Source organism: Acinetobacter sp. V89_7, assembly GCF_029967895.1.
GTDB lineage: Bacteria > Pseudomonadota > Gammaproteobacteria > Pseudomonadales > Moraxellaceae > Acinetobacter > Acinetobacter soli.
Genome location: NZ_JASCAJ010000018.1, coordinates 59,713 through 74,886 on the forward strand (window position 1 = coordinate 59,713; position 15,174 = coordinate 74,886).

The following is a 15,174-nucleotide window of genomic DNA, read 5'->3' on the forward strand; positions in this document are numbered from 1 at the left end:
ATACTTTGTCTCAATTAATGGGCGCTTTATACTCATCTTTTCTAATTATTTTTTAGCGCCAAAAAACCAGTACTGTCTATAGTGCATGCGTTACAAATCAGCACAACATCTTGAATATACGGTTTGCAGCCCCATAAAATTTATGATTTTGAATCAAATTGCTCTTTTATTGATGAATAGGTTTGCAGTGTGGTCGAAGAGGTGTAAAATTCCGGTTCGATTTAATTTAACCCATCCACCGTTTTTATCTTTTGAGGCTTTCCTCGATCATAATCTCGCGGTGATATGCTCCATTGTGCGGGGCATCACTCCTTAAGGATTTTTTTATGCCAATTATCACATTGCCAAATGGTGATCAAAAATCATTTGATCAGCCTGTATCTGTTATGCAAGTCGCCCAAAGTATAGGGCCTGGCCTTGCAAAAAACACCGTTGCAGGTCGAGTGAACGATCGCCTGGTCGATGCATGTGATCTCATCACTGAAGATGCGACATTACAAATTATTACTCCAAAAGACCCAGAAGGTGTCGAAATCATTCGCCATTCTTGTGCACATTTGGTTGGCCATGCGGTTAAGCAATTGTTCCCTGATGTACAGATGGTGATTGGTCCGGTCATCGAAGAAGGGTTTTACTACGACATCTTTAGTCCAAAACCTTTTACGCTAGACGACATGGCTGCAATTGAAGCACGCATGAAGCAGCTGATCGATCAAGACTATGATGTCATTAAGAAAATGACGCCTCGTGAAGAGGTCATCAAAGAATTCTCAGCGCGTGGTGAAACCTACAAGCTGCGTTTGATCGATGATATGCCTGATGAAACAGCAATGGGTTTATATTTCCATCAGGAATATGTGGACATGTGCCGTGGACCACATGTGCCAAATACCAAATTCTTGAAAAACTTTAAACTGACCAAGATTTCGGGTGCATACTGGCGCGGTGATGCGAAAAATGAACAGTTGCAGCGTATTTACGGTACAGCATGGGCAGACAAAAAAGAGCTGGCTGCGTATGTAAAACGTATTGAAGAAGCTGAAAAACGTGATCACCGTAAAATCGGTAAGGCACTGAATCTGTTTCATATGCAAGAAGAAGCACCGGGTATGGTGTTTTGGCACGCCAATGGCTGGACGATTTATCAAGCGCTTGAACAATACATGCGTAAAGTTCAGCAAGACAACGGCTACCAAGAAGTCCGTACGCCGCAAATTGTCGACTTTACGCTTTGGGAAAAGTCGGGACATGCTGCCAACTATGCAGAAAACATGTTTACCACACATTCAGAAAGCCGTAACTATGCCGTTAAGCCAATGAACTGTCCGTGTCACGTACAAGTGTTCAATCAAGGTTTGAAATCGTACCGTGACCTTCCTGTGCGTTTGGCCGAGTTTGGTTCGTGTCACCGTAACGAGCCGTCAGGTTCATTGCACGGCATTATGCGTGTGCGTGGCTTTACGCAAGACGATGGGCATATCTTCTGTACCAAAGAACAGATTGGCAAGGAAGTGGCAGACTTTATTCAATTGACGCTTGATGTCTATAAAGACTTCGGTTTTGAAGATGTACAAATGAAATTGTCTACGCGTCCTGAAAAACGTGTGGGTGATGATGCACTTTGGGATCTTGCAGAAAAATCTTTGGCAGATGCTTTGGATGCTGCGGGTCTTGAGTGGGAATTACAGCCGGGTGAAGGTGCATTCTACGGTCCGAAAATCGAATTTTCATTGAAAGACTGCTTGGGCCGTGTCTGGCAGTGCGGTACTATTCAATGTGACTTCAACTTGCCAATCCGTCTAGATGCCTCTTTTGTGACAGAAGACAATGAACGTGATCAGCCTGTGATGTTGCATCGTGCAATACTTGGCAGTTTCGAGCGTTTTATTGGTATACTTATTGAACACTATGCTGGGTTTATGCCACCTTGGTTGGCGCCTGTACAAGCATGTGTGATGAATATTACCGATTCTCAAGCTCAAGCCTGTGAATCTGTAGTGGCAAAACTCAAAGAAAATGGTCTTAGAGCGATTTCTGACTTGAGAAATGAGAAAATCGGCTTTAAGATTCGTGAGCGTACACTTGAGCGTATTCCGTACCTTTTAGTATTAGGTGACCGCGAGGTTGAGGAAGGTACTGTTAATGTTCGTACTCGCTCAGGAAAAAATTTAGGTACCATGTCAATCGATGCATTCGTCGACTTGGTGAAATCTGCCGTTGCCGAACGTGGCCGGTACATTGTGGAGTAAGAGAGATTAAACAGCCTGACCGTAACCAACAACAAGGTGCAAAGAGTAACCGTCCTGCGATTAATGACGAGATTCGTTCTAAAGAAGTGCGTCTCGTTGGTGCAGATGGGGAACAAAAAGGAATCGTTTCATTAAATGAAGCGTTGCGTGCTGCAGAAGAAGTCGAACTCGATTTGGTCGAGATCGTTGCGAATGCAGAACCACCTGTTTGTAAAATCATGGATTACAACAAGCACTTGTTTGACCTAAAGCAAAAGCAAAAAGATGCGAAGAAAAAACAGCATCAGGTGCAAGTGAAAGAAATCAAACTACGTCCAGCAACGGATGTAGGTGATTATCAGGTCAAACTTCGTGCGATTTTAAAGTTCCTTGAAGAAGGTAACAAAGTTAAAATCACATTGCGTTTCCGTGGTCGTGAAATGGCACATCAACAGTTGGGTCTTGCTCAGTTGCAAAAAATTGAAGCAGACGTGACAGATTATGGTGTTGTTGAACAAGCACCAAAAATGGAAGGTCGTCAAATGGGTATGTTACTTGGACCGAAAAAGAAAAAGTAAGTATATCCAAATAAAAAAACGCAGCCTAATCGCTGCGTTTTTTTATGGTTTCGTTTACATACAATTGAAAATTTAAAAAATACCTTCATCTATATAAAAATAAACTTAAGGAGAAAAATATGACTCAGCTCGAAGGTACAGAACAACTTACCAATGTTAATCAAAAAGTAGTAGAGCAAGGTGAAGTGCTTCCAGTGGTAAAGCTTAAAGATGGTACGCAGGTTCAGACAGGAACCGTTGCAACCATGCTATACAACATTCAGCTTTATAATGAAGGTGCTCGGGGTGAGGTAGAGCAAGAACTGATCTTGGCAATTCCAACTTTATTTAAAGTGGGACTGTTCGATCTATTTTCAATAAATGAATGGGTACAGGGTGATAATGCTGGTCGTAAATTTGTAGGTGAACACGCCAAGCAATATGCATTAAAACACCAATAATAAGATACGAAAAAGAAGTTTAGAACTGATACTTTTTGTGTGAATTAAGAACTCAAAACTGTAGTGCTTTTAATCTTTGCAACTTTTTTAGACTGACCAACCAGAATTTGGCGAGGCATTATATAATATAGGCTGGTTTTTTTAAGAAAAAAATCTAAAATTCTCATCTTGTGATTTTCTTTAAGGTTGTTAAGCAAAGTGACTGTTAGAATAAAACCTGTTTGGTGCTGCTTCTAGAACATGAAAATCATGTTATAAACGTACACAAACAATCATAGATAGAAAAATAGGATAAGAAGGTATTTCATGATCGACCTATATTATTGGGGTACACCCAATGGACACAAAATCACCATCGCACTTGAAGAAATGGGATTGGAATACAAGATTTATCCCATCAATATCCTAGACAACGATCAGTTTCAGCCTGATTTTTTACGCATCTCACCAAATAACAAGATTCCTGCAATCGTCGATCAAAACGGCCCACATGGCCAACCGATTTCAATTTTTGAGTCGGGTGCTATCTTGCAATATTTAGGCAGAAAAACCGGCATGTTTTATCCGACCGATGAGCAGGCGCGCGTAGAAGTTGAACAATGGTTGATGTGGCAAATGGGTGGATTTGGCCCGATGCTTGGACAAAACCACCATTTTGGCCGTTTCGCACCAGAAAAAATTCCGTATGCGATTGATCGCTATGTCACAGAAAGTAAGCGCTTATACAAGGTGCTCAATACCCAATTGATTGGTCAGAAGTTTGTGGCTGGTGAGTATTCAATTGCAGACATGGCGATTCTGCCTTGGGCACTGCGTCATGAATGGCAGTCGATTGACCTGCACGACTATCCGTATGTGCAGGATTATATTGAGCGTTTAACCGCTCGACCGGCTGTACAAAAAGCCTTATCGTTGAGTATTGTTTAAATTGGCGTTGCCAAATCATGTACCGTGCGTGTTGATCAAATGTCCATAATGATGGACATTTTTTATTAATCTGACATAGTAATCCATCGATTTATTCATCTTACTCAATACAGCATGATGCAGTATCTGGCGTTATTTATTTCAGCCTTTGGTGCAGCAACCTTGTTGCCTTTACAGTCTGAAGCAGTACTCTTTTCATTTTTAGCATTGAAGCAACAACCCGCCGTTGTACTTCTTCTGGTGGCGACGGTTGGCAATGTACTTGGCTCATGTGTAAATTGGTGGCTCGGTATCAAGATTGAGCAGTTCAAACATAAAAAATGGTTTCCGGTTTCGCAGCAACATATGCAAAAGGCACAGGCGATTTATCATCGTTATGGGTTTTATTCGTTGCTTTTAAGCTGGGTACCGATTATTGGTGATCCGATTACCCTTATTGCGGGTGTGTTAAAAGAAAACTTTTATCGTTTTTTGTTGATGGTCACCATCGCCAAGGCGGGGCGTTATTTGTGTATTTATTTGCTCTACCTTGGCGTGATGTGATGCTTAAGTCACGTGACACAATTACTGACAGGCATCCAAAGAAAAATTGATTTTATCGCTCAGCGTCGATTTTTTATAAAGCCATAGGGTTTTACTGACCTCAACTTTGGCCCCCATTACGGCTTGCATCACTTTTTCATCCAGCGCGTAAATACCCGAACCTTTCTTGATTTTAACGCGTGTGACATTTCCGGCCTTATCGACCTTAAAGCTCAACCGAACGTAACGGTCTTTGCCTTTGAGTTCATCACGATCAACTTGTAACGATGGTTGTTCGATATAGCGAAAGGGGACTTTTTTATCTTGCTGTTGCTTACGCCAGTGTTCAGAATCAAAACGATAGACACAATCGTTAGATTTCAGCGCATGCGCGATTTTTAGGGTAAAGGCCTGATATCCAATGGTTGGAACAGCTGTGTCATCGACCTGAAACGGTTGAATCAAAGCCGCTTTGGTGGCATTGATCAGCATATTGTCCAGTTTGGAAAGTCCAGTACTTTCCTGAATCGTCGCTTGCGTGATTTGCCCGGTTTCATCGGCAACAACCCTCACAATTGCAGCACGATCTTGTTGATTTAAATCGGCATCTGAATATTCAAGTTGAGGCGTTCTGGCCCATTGTAGGCGCGTGGTTAAATGTGCAGGCAGTGCAGCACTTTTTTGAGCGCTCAGTTGCACATTGGCTGCAGGTGACTGTGCATGGCTATGCGCAAAGGGCACGCAAAGGAGTAAAGACAAATAAACAAAGGCTTTCATACGTCGTTCTTTATAGGAAATTAAAATTAAAATATTGTGAAAGTATTCCCTGTTTAAAGAATACTCGCAACAAGAAAATGTCTAATGTTCTGAACTTTTAGTGATATCGACTTTAAACAGGTCTTTGGTCTTGGCCCAACTCAGTGCCACCACCACGAGGGTCATACAGCCACCAAATACCGTTGCTGCGATGGTTCCCATATATTTTGCTGCCAGCCCCGATTCAAATGCACCCAGTTCGTTACTGCTAGAAACAAACATTCCGTTGACTGCAGCAACGCGTCCACGCATATTTTCAGGTGGAAAAATCTGCAAAATCGTTTGACGAACCACCACGGAAATACTATCGCATGCACCGGTCATGGCCAGTGCGAAGAGCGAAAGCCACATGTGGGTTGAAAATGCAAACACAAGGGTAAAACCACCAAAGCCTGCCACTGCCAAAAGCATATTGCGCCAAGCATGCTGAGTCGGTGGAAAACGTGTTAGCGCAATCATGGTGATCAGCGCGCCAATGGACGGTGCTGCCCGTAAATAGCCGAGTCCCGCTGGACCAACTTTTAAAATATCTTCAGCAAAAATAGGCAGTAAGGCAATCACGCCACCAAATAAAACTGAAGCCAGATCTAATGAAATCGCCCAAAGTACAATTTTAGTTTTCCAGATAAAGCGAAATCCTTCACTTAAACTACTCCATAACTGATCATGTTCAATGGCAGGAAAAACACGCTTTTTGAGTAAAGAAATTAGAACAAAGCAGACAAATAGCAATATGGCCACACTAATAAGACTGGTTTCTCGACCTAAATATGCCAGCATAAAACCGCCCAGCATCGGACCAATAATCACACCACTTTGCCAGCCAATCGTGGTCCATGTGGCACCATTGGCATAGAGTTCACGCGGGATGAGAAAGGGTTTAAGTGATGTGGCCGACGGGTTATAAAAGCCGCGTATCGTACCGAGTGCAAAAATTACGACATAAATTCCTAAAGCTAAGCTGTGGGTGGATAAGTGTCCGAGCGTATAAGCATGAAATAACCCCAAAAGTACCAGAGGCAAAGGAAAGGAGAAAAACAGACAAATTTTCATAATGCGCTGTTTATTGAACTTATCGGCAAAATAACCACCCCAAAGCGAAAGCCCTATAAATGGAATCGCCTCTGCCAGTCCGATCAGGCCCAGAGTCAGTGGATCTTTGGTAATGGTATATAACGAGTACGCAACGATAATTTCTTGAATTAAAATGGCCAGCGTTAAGCAAAACTGGTTGATGGTCACAATAGAGAAATCACGATAGCGTAATGCGGCAAAAGCATCCTGTTGAACGTTCATAAATATCGTATATTGATAATTTCTACTCAGTATAAGTTTGAATTCTTAAAAAATAGCCATTTATATTGATTTTTTAATGATGAAGAATCTCGCAGTCATTTCATGATAAAGCGGGAACAGAATCAGTAAAACTGCTTTTGTTTTAAACAAAGATACGGTATGATTTCGCCTTCCTTACCTGCAGGTCGGTTTGCAATGGTGCAAACGCGCCGAACAGGTGCCTAAAAGAGGTTACTATGGCTAAGTTAAAAACTCGCCGTGGTGCAGCTAAACGCTTCAAAGCGACTGCAAACGGTTTCAAGCGTAAACAAGCGTTCAAGCGCCACATCTTGACCAAAAAATCTGCGAAACGTATTCGTCAATTACGCGGCTGTGTAATGGTTCATGTTTCTGACATGAATTCAGTTCGTCGTATGTGCCCATACATCTAAGGAGATTATAAATGGCTCGTGTAAAACGTGGTGTAGTGGCTCATCGTCGTCACAAAAAAATTCTTGCTCGCGCTAAAGGTTACTATGGTGCTCGTTCACGCGTTTACCGCGTAGCGTTCCAAGCGGTAATCAAAGCTGGTCAATACGCTTACCGTGACCGTCGTCAGAAGAAACGTCAATTCCGTGCTCTATGGATTGCGCGTATCAACGCGGGTGCTCGTCAAAACGGTTTGTCTTACAGCCGTATGATCGATGGCTTGAAAAAAGCTCAAGTGATCATCGACCGTCGCGTATTAGCTGACATCGCTATGCATGATGCAGTAGCATTTGCTGCTTTAGCTGAAAAAGCGAAAGGCGCTTTGGCTGCATAAGCTAGAGATTCAAAAAAAGACCGCTTTTTAGCGGTCTTTTTTTATGTCTAAAAATGTGCTTGAGGTATATCGATCAACTACGCCTCTTTAAGTCCTAAGTCTTGAAAATGACTAAAGATGTACACAATTGCCACAGGATGAATAAGACAGGCTTACATGCTTCTTCATACAGTAATAGGAATACAGTAATAAGAAAAGGAGCGTACGTATGAAAGTATTGGTTGAGGGAATCGAGCAAGGCGTGATTGAAATTGAACTGGGACTATTGCCGCGTTTGGGAGAGAGCATCCGGGTTTTTTATGGGCCAGATGCAGAAGTGGAGGGCGTGGTAGAAGGTGTACATCATGTGATTAATCAACATGATGGCGGTCATAAAATTATTCTTAAAATTAAACCCACCTTTTAAAAGTGCTTAAATACTTCAGTATAATTAAGCACCTAGTCAGGTTTAGCCGACTTATAGCCCAAAATAATAGGCACATGCACAGATAATGATGGTTAAAAGCACCAGTTTAATTACACTGGACGAGCCGACTTTATGTGAATGCTGTGGAGTGCTGTTGGCAATCTGCGCGGTTGGCGTATGTGCTAGTTGTGGCTCAAGCGGAGAGGCTACTGGCGCAGCAGGAAGCGGATGTGCCGATTGGTAGTGATTGGCTACGCGTACAATCAGTTTGGCATGCATATCCTCAATTTTTTCGGCAAACTGGCGTAGAGCAATCTGCTCTTCAGGGCTGAACATCTCACCTGTTGCATGATAAGGATGCTGCCGCTTTTGCTGAATAAAATGGCTTAAGCGTTCTACTTTATGGAGTAACTCATGTGCCAGTTGGGCGGGATACTCGCTCGGCAATAGTGGGAGATATTGGCCTGTTGCTTCGCTCGAGGCTAAAGTATCTGTACCATAATACGGCTTGCCGTTCGACTCAAGATCTACTCCCTGAGCTAAGCGCTGTTCAAATAACTCACGAGATAAAAACGCCGAGATGTCTTTCCAGTTGGCAGTTTCCAGATCGGCTTGAACTTTTTTTGCGAGTTTGTCACTTAAATCGTAGCGCCAAAATGTTGTTTCACGAGTATCGGAACGTTGGTTTAGGGGAGTCTCAAAAGCTTGATCACTTAAATACCACTCGGCAAGTTCCTGACCCATAATCCAGGCTGTTTTTTGTGTTTTACTATGCGTCACCAGCACATGACTCGACAGCAACTCAACATTTGGATTTGGATTTTTTTCATCGATCAGTAGATTCGAGGCATGAAGACTAATCCGGTATACGCCTTGCTGTTTAAGCCCTTCAAGCCAAACCTGAAAATGCTGAGCCAGTAAATGCTGTGTGATCAGATCTCGAAAATACAGTGCATGCCGTGTAAAGATGCTGTGCTGCTTCCAGCCTGAAAAGCTAAGATCATGATTCAGATATTCATTGCCATAACTGACCAATGCAAGTTGTTGTTTCCAGATTTGATCAAGTGCCATTGTCGAGTTTCTCATTCACACCAGCGCTCATCTTATACGTTTTATAAATACCCTGCCTAGTAATTTTCCTGCGTTTATGCTTCATCAATCCGTTTAAAAACTGTTAGAATGCAGAGTTTTATTTTCTTTATAACTTTGTTGCTTTGAGAGTTACTATGTCACTGGAAGCCCTGACCACCGAAGCGCTTGCTGCAATAGCAGCGGCTGAAGACCTTGCTGCACTCGATCAAGTACGAGTTTTGTTTACAGGGAAAAAAAGCCAGCTTGCAGAACAATCGAAAGCACTGGGAAAAATGGATCCCGAGCAACGCAAAGTGCAAGGTGCGGCCATTCATGCTGTACGTGAAGCCATCAATGCTGCCTTGACCGAACGCCAAACTGCATTACAACAGGCAGCGTTACAACAAAAACTGGCCAGTGAAATGATTGATATCACCTTGCCGGGCCGCGGCCAGCGCATGGGGAGCATTCATCCGGTCACTCAAGTACAAGAACGAATTTGCCAATTTTTTACCAAAGCTGGTTTTACCGTTGCCACTGGGCCTGAAGTTGAAGATGACTATCATAACTTTGAAGCGTTGAACATTCCGGGGCATCATCCAGCACGTGCAATGCACGATACTTTCTACTTTGATGTGAATCATTTGTTGCGCACGCATACATCGGGCGTACAGATTCGTACCATGGAAACCAGCCAACCCCCGATTCGTATTGTGTGTCCAGGGCGTGTGTATCGTTGTGACTCAGATCAGACGCACTCACCGATGTTCCATCAAATTGAAGGACTTTATGTGGCAGAGCACACCAGCTTTGCTGAGCTTAAAGGGCTGTTGATCAATCTGTTAAATGAATTTTTTGAAAAAGACTTAAAGGTTCGTTTTCGTCCATCTTACTTCCCGTTTACAGAGCCAAGTGCTGAAGTAGACATTAAGGATGAACGAGGCCGCTGGTTAGAAGTATTGGGCTGCGGTATGGTGCACCCAAATGTACTGCGTGCTGCAGGCATTGATCCTGAAAAATACAAAGGTTTTGCCTTTGGTTTAGGTGTTGAGCGTTTTGCCATGTTGCGTTACGGCATTAATGACTTACGGATGTTCTATCAAAATGACGTGCGTTTCTTGCGCCAGTTTGCCTAACAGTTTTTCAGGATTAGATTTAAGGTTTTATAAAGATGAAAATTAGTGAAAGTTGGTTACGCACTTGGGTTAATCCAGCCATTGATAGCGAAACGTTGACCGATCAACTGACCATGCTTGGGCTAGAGGTCGATGAGTTGGCACCGATTGCCAAGCCATTTACTGGGGTTGTCGTGGGGGAAGTGTTGAGCATTGAGCAGCATCCAGATGCAGATCGCTTGCGTGTAACTACGGTCAATATTGGCAGTGGTGAGCCATTACAAATTGTATGCGGTGCACCGAATGTACGTGTGGGGATGAAAGCACCAGTTGCGACCATTGGTGCGGTATTGCCGGGTGATTTTAAAATTAAAAAGGGCAAGCTACGCGGTATTGAATCGCAAGGCATGCTGTGCGGTGCATCTGAGATCGATCTTGAAGATAAAATCGATGGGTTACTCGAATTGCCACAAGATGCACCTGTGGGCACCAACATCCGCGACTATTTGAAGCTGGATGATCATGTAATTGATATCAGTATCACGCCAAATCGCGGTGATTGTTTTAGTATTCGTGGTATTGCACGTGAAATCGGTGTCATTAACCAGTTAACGGTTACGCCACCTGCTATTGCAGCGGTTGAATCTAGCATTTCAGAACAAAAGCAGGTTCATCTCGCGACAGGTGGTGCGCCACGTTATTTGGGCCGTGCCATCAAAAATGTCAATGTGCAAGCACAAACGCCTGACTGGATGGCACATGCACTTAGCTGCTCAGGTATTCGCACGCACAGTATTCTGGTCGATATCACCAACTATGTGTTGATGGAACTTGGCCAGCCGATGCATGCTTTCGATTTGGCAAAAATCGACGGCGATATTCATGTTCGTCAAGCAGCAGATCAGGAAAAGCTGGTCTTGTTGAATGAGCAAGAAGTTGAGCTAAACCCAGATATTATGGTCATTGCAGACAATAGCAAAGCTTTGGCAATTGCTGGAATTATGGGTGGCCTAGACTCAAGTGTCACTGATGAAACCCGTGATATTTTCCTTGAAAGTGCCTTTTTCGCGCCGCTAGCGATTGCGGGCCGTGCACGTCGTTTCGGTTTGCATACCGATTCATCACAGCGCTATGAGCGTGGGGTCGACTTTGAATTGCCAATGCTGGCGATGCATCGCGCCAGTGAATTGATTCAGCAATATGCCGGTGGTGAGTTTGGACCAATCAGCGTGGCTGAAAAAGCAGAGCTATTACCAAAGCGTGATCCGATTACGCTGCATCAATCGCAAGTCGATGCATTGCTTGGATATCGTGTCGAAACCGATTTTATTACCGATGCACTACAGCGTTTAGGTTGTGAAGTGACTGTGATTGCCACAGGCGAATGGCAAGTTGTGCCTCCATCACATCGTTTTGATCTCGCGATTTATCAAGACTTAATTGAAGAAGTTGCGCGTATTCATGGCTACGACAATATCCAGATTGCCTTGCCAAAAATTGATGTTCAGCTTGCACAGTATCAAGATCATCTTGAATTGGCAGCACTGCGTCAAACCGTTGCAACTTTGGGATATCAAGAAGCCATCAGCTTTAGCTTTGCAGACCTCAAGCTTGAAAAGCAGCTCAATCCGAATGTAAATCCGTTGGCCTTGGCTAATCCGATTTCAAGTGATTTGGCTGTGATGCGCAGTACCTTGCTTTCAAGCTTAATCCCATGTGTGCAACATAACTTGAACCGTCAGCAAAGTCGTGTACGTTTCTTTGAATTGGGATTGCGATTTGATTATCAGCATGCAACATCAATTCACGATTTACAGCAGATCCCGACTTTAGCTCTAATTGCGGTTGGCTCACGTACACCGGAGCTCTGGCATGGCAAAGTACAGCCAATGGATTTCTTTGACCTAAAAAATGAAGTCGAGCAAATTTTAGCTGCGGGTCGTCTCAATGTGAGCTATGTTCGTTCAGAGCGTGTTTGGTTGCATCCGGGTCAATCTGCCGAGATTTTAGTCGATGGACAGTCGATTGGTTATTTGGGGCGTTTGCATCCATCATTGGAAAATGAACTAGATTTGGGCACAACATGGGTTGCTGAAATTGATCAGAAGGCGATTTTGCAATCTTATGTATCTAATTTTACAGAATTATCACGTTTTCCATCGGTTCGACGTGATATTGCCTTATTAATCAGTGATAAGATAAATGTGAGCGATATTCAGCAGTTAATTAAACAAACAGGTGGTGATCTACTCGATTCGACTTGGTTGTTTGATGTGTACACGGGTCAAGGTGTTGAACAGGGTAAACGTTCGCTAGCGTTTGCACTTCTATGGCAGCACCCATCTCGTACGCTTGAAGATGCTGAAATTAAGTCAGGTATGGATAATATAATTCAAGTGTTGGAAAACACTTATCAAGCGACATTGAGGGCCTCATGACAGCATTAACAAAAGCAGACATGGCAGATCATTTAAGCGAACTCACAAGCCTAAATCGCCGCGAAGCGAAACAAATGGTCGAGTTATTTTTTGATGAAATCAGCCAAGCGTTGATTACAGGCGAACACGTAAAACTTTCTGGGTTTGGTAATTTTGAATTGCGTGACAAACGTGAGCGCCCGGGTCGTAATCCTAAGACGGGAGAGGAAATTCCGATTTCTGCCCGTCGCGTTGTGACTTTTAGAGCGGGTCAGAAATTTAGACAGCGCGTAGGAAATGAGCAGGAATAACCTGCTCATTTTTTTATTCTTCTTTTAAATGCCGATGCTATATTGGCCATATGTTGAGCTGTGTACGTCGAGTAATTGATTTGATTGTGTCGGTTTGGTTATCAAATTTTCTTGATCACCAGACATAAAAAAAGAGAGCCATAAGGCTCTCTTTTTTTCAAATAATCTAAAATCTAGATTATTTAGCAGCAGCTGAAGAAGCAGCTTGAGCAGCGTCAGTAGCAGCAGCAGCAGCGTTAGTTGCAGCGTCAGCAGCAGCAGCAGCAGAAGCAGGAGCTGAAGTAGCAGCAGCGTCTACAGCAGCTTGAGCTTCAGAAGCAGCAGCAGTTGCTTGAGAAGCAGCTGTGTTAGCGTCAGCAGCAGCTTGTTCAGTTTTCTTTGCACAACCAACGAAAGCTAAAGTAGTAGCGATAGCAGCAGCAATTGCGATTTTCTTGAATAACATGGCATCACTCTCATAAAAAAATTGAGATTAAAAAAAACCTACGTTAGCCTGTTTGTGCTTTAATTATTCCTAAAACGTGGTTAGGTAACAACGCATAGAGCAGTCTAACTGGTCTGCGGATATGCTATCACTGCCCTTTGCGAATTACTACTGCCTAATGTGAAAAAGTGGCTAAAAAAACGATAAAATTGTCTGATTTTTAACAGAAAATAACAATCAAGACTGAATTTTATATTGGATGAACACGGGTTAACTAGTTAAGTTTTATACAGTTTTTATAATTGAAGATGATATTAATCAAGTGCTTACACGAAATTTAACATAGAAAACCGTCAATTGTATATTTATGTAAATTAAGTCAACCAAACAAAAAAGGCTGTCGTTATAGACAGCCTAGATTGAGTATTTGCAGCAAAACTTAGTTTGCGGCTTTACGCTTCATTTGGTCAAAGAAATCATCATTGGTTTTGGTTTCTTTCATACGATCCAGTAAGAACTCCATTGCGGCAAGCTCATCCATAGGATGAAGCAATTTACGCAAGATCCAGACTTTACGCAGGTTATCTTCGTCCATCAGGCGTTCTTCACGACGCGTACCAGATTTCTTGATATTCATCGCAGGGAAGACACGCTTTTCAGCAATACGGCGATCTAGGGTAATCTCTTGGTTACCTGTACCTTTGAATTCTTCGTAGATCACATCATCCATTTTACTGCCAGTTTCAATTAAGGCAGTTGAGATGATGGTCAGTGAGCCACCTTCTTCGATATTACGTGCAGCACCAAAGAAACGCTTTGGACGCTCAAGTGCATGCGCATCGACACCACCAGTCAAGACTTTACCCGATGATGGAATCACTGTGTTATACGCACGTGCAAGGCGGGTAATCGAGTCAAGCAAAATCACCACATCTTTTTTGTGTTCAACCAAGCGTTTGGCTTTTTCAATCACCATTTCGGCCACTTGAACATGACGTGCAGGTGATTCATCAAAGGTTGAAGCAACCACTTCACCGCGTACGGTACGTTCCATTTCGGTGACTTCTTCTGGACGTTCGTCGATCAGAAGAACAATCAGGAACACTTCTGGGTTATTGCGAACAATCGATTGTGCAATACTTTGCAACAACATGGTTTTACCGGCTTTTGGCGGCGCAACGATAATTGAACGCTGACCTTTACCAATCGGTGCGATTAAGTCGACTACACGCGTCGTTAAATCTTCGGTGGTGCCGTTACCCAGCTCCATCACCAGTTGTTCGGTTGGGAAAAGCGGTGTGAGGTTTTCAAATAAAATTTTATTGCGCGAGTTTTCAGGCGTATCGTAGTTAATCTGGTTAACTTTAAGCAATGCAAAGTAACGTTCACCTTCTTTAGGTGGGCGAATCGTTCCTGTGATGGTGTCACCGGTGCGCAAGTTAAAGCGACGGATCTGGGACGGGCTCACATAAATGTCGTCTGGACCTGCCAGATAAGAACCAGCAGCTGAACGTAAAAAACCAAAACCATCAGTGAGAATTTCGAGAACACCGTCGCCAAAAATCTCTTCGCCATTCATTGCATGACGTTTCAAGATGGCAAAGATAATATCTTGCTTGCGGTTACGAGCCATACCTTCAAGGCCCATAAACTCTGCAATCTTAATGAGTTCGCCAATCGGTTTTTTCTTGAGTTCGGTTAAATTCATAAGTGGTCAGATAGATAAAAGGAGTGTGTGGAGCACAGAAATGGAAAGAGATAAAGGTCAGCCGCAAGCATTCAAATGACGATAAGAATCGCACTTGCATAATCACAAACGCA

16 protein-coding genes are annotated in these 15,174 nt (G+C 43.1%); 11 read left to right on the forward strand and 5 right to left on the reverse strand.

The window, feature by feature from the left end; translation table 11 throughout:
* Window positions 1-326 precede the first annotated feature (326 nt).
* From thrS to QLG00_RS04055, 5 genes are all read left to right on the forward strand, one after another.
* A complete protein-coding gene (thrS, locus tag QLG00_RS04035; RefSeq protein ID WP_004940482.1) occupies window positions 327-2,249 on the forward strand; it encodes a threonine--tRNA ligase in 1,923 nt (640 codons plus the stop codon).
* 5 nt (window positions 2,250-2,254) lie between these two features.
* On the forward strand, window positions 2,255-2,806 hold the full coding sequence (gene infC / locus QLG00_RS04040) for a translation initiation factor IF-3 (RefSeq protein ID WP_076033019.1): 552 nt from the start codon (window positions 2,255-2,257) through the stop codon (window positions 2,804-2,806).
* Between the two features lie 119 nt (window positions 2,807-2,925).
* On the forward strand, window positions 2,926-3,246 hold the full coding sequence (locus QLG00_RS04045) for a hypothetical protein (RefSeq protein ID WP_151796741.1): 321 nt from the start codon (window positions 2,926-2,928) through the stop codon (window positions 3,244-3,246).
* A gap of 306 nt (window positions 3,247-3,552) precedes the next feature.
* A complete protein-coding gene (locus QLG00_RS04050) occupies window positions 3,553-4,173 on the forward strand; it encodes a glutathione S-transferase N-terminal domain-containing protein (protein WP_004940476.1) in 621 nt (206 codons plus the stop codon).
* Window positions 4,174-4,290: 117 nt separating this feature from the next.
* The gene (locus tag QLG00_RS04055; protein WP_025096098.1) at window positions 4,291-4,716 is read left to right on the forward strand and encodes a YqaA family protein; all 426 of its coding nucleotides are present in this window, start codon (window positions 4,291-4,293) and stop codon (window positions 4,714-4,716) included.
* A gap of 21 nt (window positions 4,717-4,737) precedes the next feature.
* Here QLG00_RS04055 and QLG00_RS04060 read toward each other — a convergent pair whose 3' ends face one another.
* Together QLG00_RS04060 and QLG00_RS04065 are read right to left on the reverse strand one after the other, a co-directional pair.
* Entirely contained in the window at window positions 4,738-5,472 is a 735-nt protein-coding gene (locus QLG00_RS04060) for a TonB family protein (protein ID WP_004940472.1), read from the reverse strand.
* Between the two features lie 81 nt (window positions 5,473-5,553).
* The gene (locus QLG00_RS04065) at window positions 5,554-6,807 is read right to left on the reverse strand and encodes an MFS transporter (RefSeq protein WP_218262373.1); all 1,254 of its coding nucleotides are present in this window, start codon (window positions 6,805-6,807) and stop codon (window positions 5,554-5,556) included.
* Window positions 6,808-7,043: 236 nt separating this feature from the next.
* On the opposite strand from QLG00_RS04065, the gene rpmI reads away from it, so the two are divergent.
* From rpmI to QLG00_RS04080, 3 genes are all read left to right on the forward strand, one after another.
* Window positions 7,044-7,238 carry a 50S ribosomal protein L35 gene (gene rpmI, locus QLG00_RS04070; protein WP_002054552.1) on the forward strand — a complete coding sequence of 65 codons (195 nt, stop codon included), beginning with the start codon at window positions 7,044-7,046 and terminating at the stop codon, window positions 7,236-7,238.
* An 11-nt stretch (window positions 7,239-7,249) separates the two neighbouring features.
* Complete coding sequence (rplT, locus tag QLG00_RS04075) at window positions 7,250-7,609, forward strand: 50S ribosomal protein L20 (protein WP_000124858.1); 360 nt, start codon at window positions 7,250-7,252, stop codon at window positions 7,607-7,609.
* 208 nt (window positions 7,610-7,817) lie between these two features.
* A complete protein-coding gene (locus tag QLG00_RS04080; protein ID WP_282470543.1) occupies window positions 7,818-8,015 on the forward strand; it encodes a hypothetical protein in 198 nt (65 codons plus the stop codon).
* Window positions 8,016-8,066: 51 nt separating this feature from the next.
* Here QLG00_RS04080 and QLG00_RS04085 read toward each other — a convergent pair whose 3' ends face one another.
* Window positions 8,067-9,086 (reverse strand): hypothetical protein, encoded by a 1,020-nt coding sequence (locus QLG00_RS04085; RefSeq protein WP_282470544.1) that lies wholly within the window; start codon window positions 9,084-9,086, stop codon window positions 8,067-8,069.
* Window positions 9,087-9,241: 155 nt separating this feature from the next.
* On the opposite strand from QLG00_RS04085, the gene pheS reads away from it, so the two are divergent.
* Genes pheS through QLG00_RS04100 form a run of 3 tightly spaced genes read left to right on the forward strand, consistent with a single transcriptional unit; the run spans window position 9,242 to window position 12,929 of the window.
* Window positions 9,242-10,222: a phenylalanine--tRNA ligase subunit alpha gene (gene pheS / locus QLG00_RS04090; protein WP_282470545.1), complete on the forward strand. Its 981-nt coding sequence runs from the start codon at window positions 9,242-9,244 to the stop codon at window positions 10,220-10,222.
* 35 nt (window positions 10,223-10,257) lie between these two features.
* A complete protein-coding gene (gene pheT / locus QLG00_RS04095; protein ID WP_282470546.1) occupies window positions 10,258-12,639 on the forward strand; it encodes a phenylalanine--tRNA ligase subunit beta in 2,382 nt (793 codons plus the stop codon).
* Window positions 12,636-12,929, forward strand: a complete 294-nt coding sequence (locus QLG00_RS04100; RefSeq protein ID WP_004940460.1) for an integration host factor subunit alpha — start codon at window positions 12,636-12,638, stop codon at window positions 12,927-12,929. The genes pheT and QLG00_RS04100 overlap by 4 nt, the downstream gene beginning before the upstream one ends.
* A gap of 178 nt (window positions 12,930-13,107) precedes the next feature.
* On the opposite strand, the gene QLG00_RS04105 is transcribed toward QLG00_RS04100, so the two are convergent.
* Window positions 13,108-13,374, reverse strand: coding sequence for a hypothetical protein (locus QLG00_RS04105; protein WP_004940457.1), 267 nt, complete (start codon window positions 13,372-13,374; stop codon window positions 13,108-13,110).
* A gap of 418 nt (window positions 13,375-13,792) precedes the next feature.
* Entirely contained in the window at window positions 13,793-15,061 is a 1,269-nt protein-coding gene (rho, locus tag QLG00_RS04110; protein ID WP_004940453.1) for a transcription termination factor Rho, read from the reverse strand.
* Window positions 15,062-15,174: the final 113 nt, after the last annotated feature.

Coding starts and splice junctions, on each gene's coding strand:
- QLG00_RS04080 (WP_282470543.1), top strand. CDS start 7,818: ATGAAAGTATTGGTTGAGGGAATCGAGCAAGGCGTGATTGAAATTGAA.
- QLG00_RS04045 (WP_151796741.1), top strand. CDS start 2,926: ATGACTCAGCTCGAAGGTACAGAACAACTTACCAATGTTAATCAAAAA.
- QLG00_RS04065 (WP_218262373.1), bottom strand. CDS start 6,807: ATGAACGTTCAACAGGATGCTTTTGCCGCATTACGCTATCGTGATTTC.
- rho (WP_004940453.1), bottom strand. CDS start 15,061: ATGAATTTAACCGAACTCAAGAAAAAACCGATTGGCGAACTCATTAAG.
- thrS (WP_004940482.1), top strand. CDS start 327: ATGCCAATTATCACATTGCCAAATGGTGATCAAAAATCATTTGATCAG.
- QLG00_RS04105 (WP_004940457.1), bottom strand. CDS start 13,374: ATGTTATTCAAGAAAATCGCAATTGCTGCTGCTATCGCTACTACTTTA.
- pheS (WP_282470545.1), top strand. CDS start 9,242: ATGTCACTGGAAGCCCTGACCACCGAAGCGCTTGCTGCAATAGCAGCG.
- QLG00_RS04050 (WP_004940476.1), top strand. CDS start 3,553: ATGATCGACCTATATTATTGGGGTACACCCAATGGACACAAAATCACC.
- rplT (WP_000124858.1), top strand. CDS start 7,250: ATGGCTCGTGTAAAACGTGGTGTAGTGGCTCATCGTCGTCACAAAAAA.
- QLG00_RS04085 (WP_282470544.1), bottom strand. CDS start 9,086: ATGGCACTTGATCAAATCTGGAAACAACAACTTGCATTGGTCAGTTAT.
- pheT (WP_282470546.1), top strand. CDS start 10,258: ATGAAAATTAGTGAAAGTTGGTTACGCACTTGGGTTAATCCAGCCATT.
- QLG00_RS04060 (WP_004940472.1), bottom strand. CDS start 5,472: ATGAAAGCCTTTGTTTATTTGTCTTTACTCCTTTGCGTGCCCTTTGCG.
- QLG00_RS04100 (WP_004940460.1), top strand. CDS start 12,636: ATGACAGCATTAACAAAAGCAGACATGGCAGATCATTTAAGCGAACTC.
- rpmI (WP_002054552.1), top strand. CDS start 7,044: ATGGCTAAGTTAAAAACTCGCCGTGGTGCAGCTAAACGCTTCAAAGCG.
- QLG00_RS04055 (WP_025096098.1), top strand. CDS start 4,291: ATGCAGTATCTGGCGTTATTTATTTCAGCCTTTGGTGCAGCAACCTTG.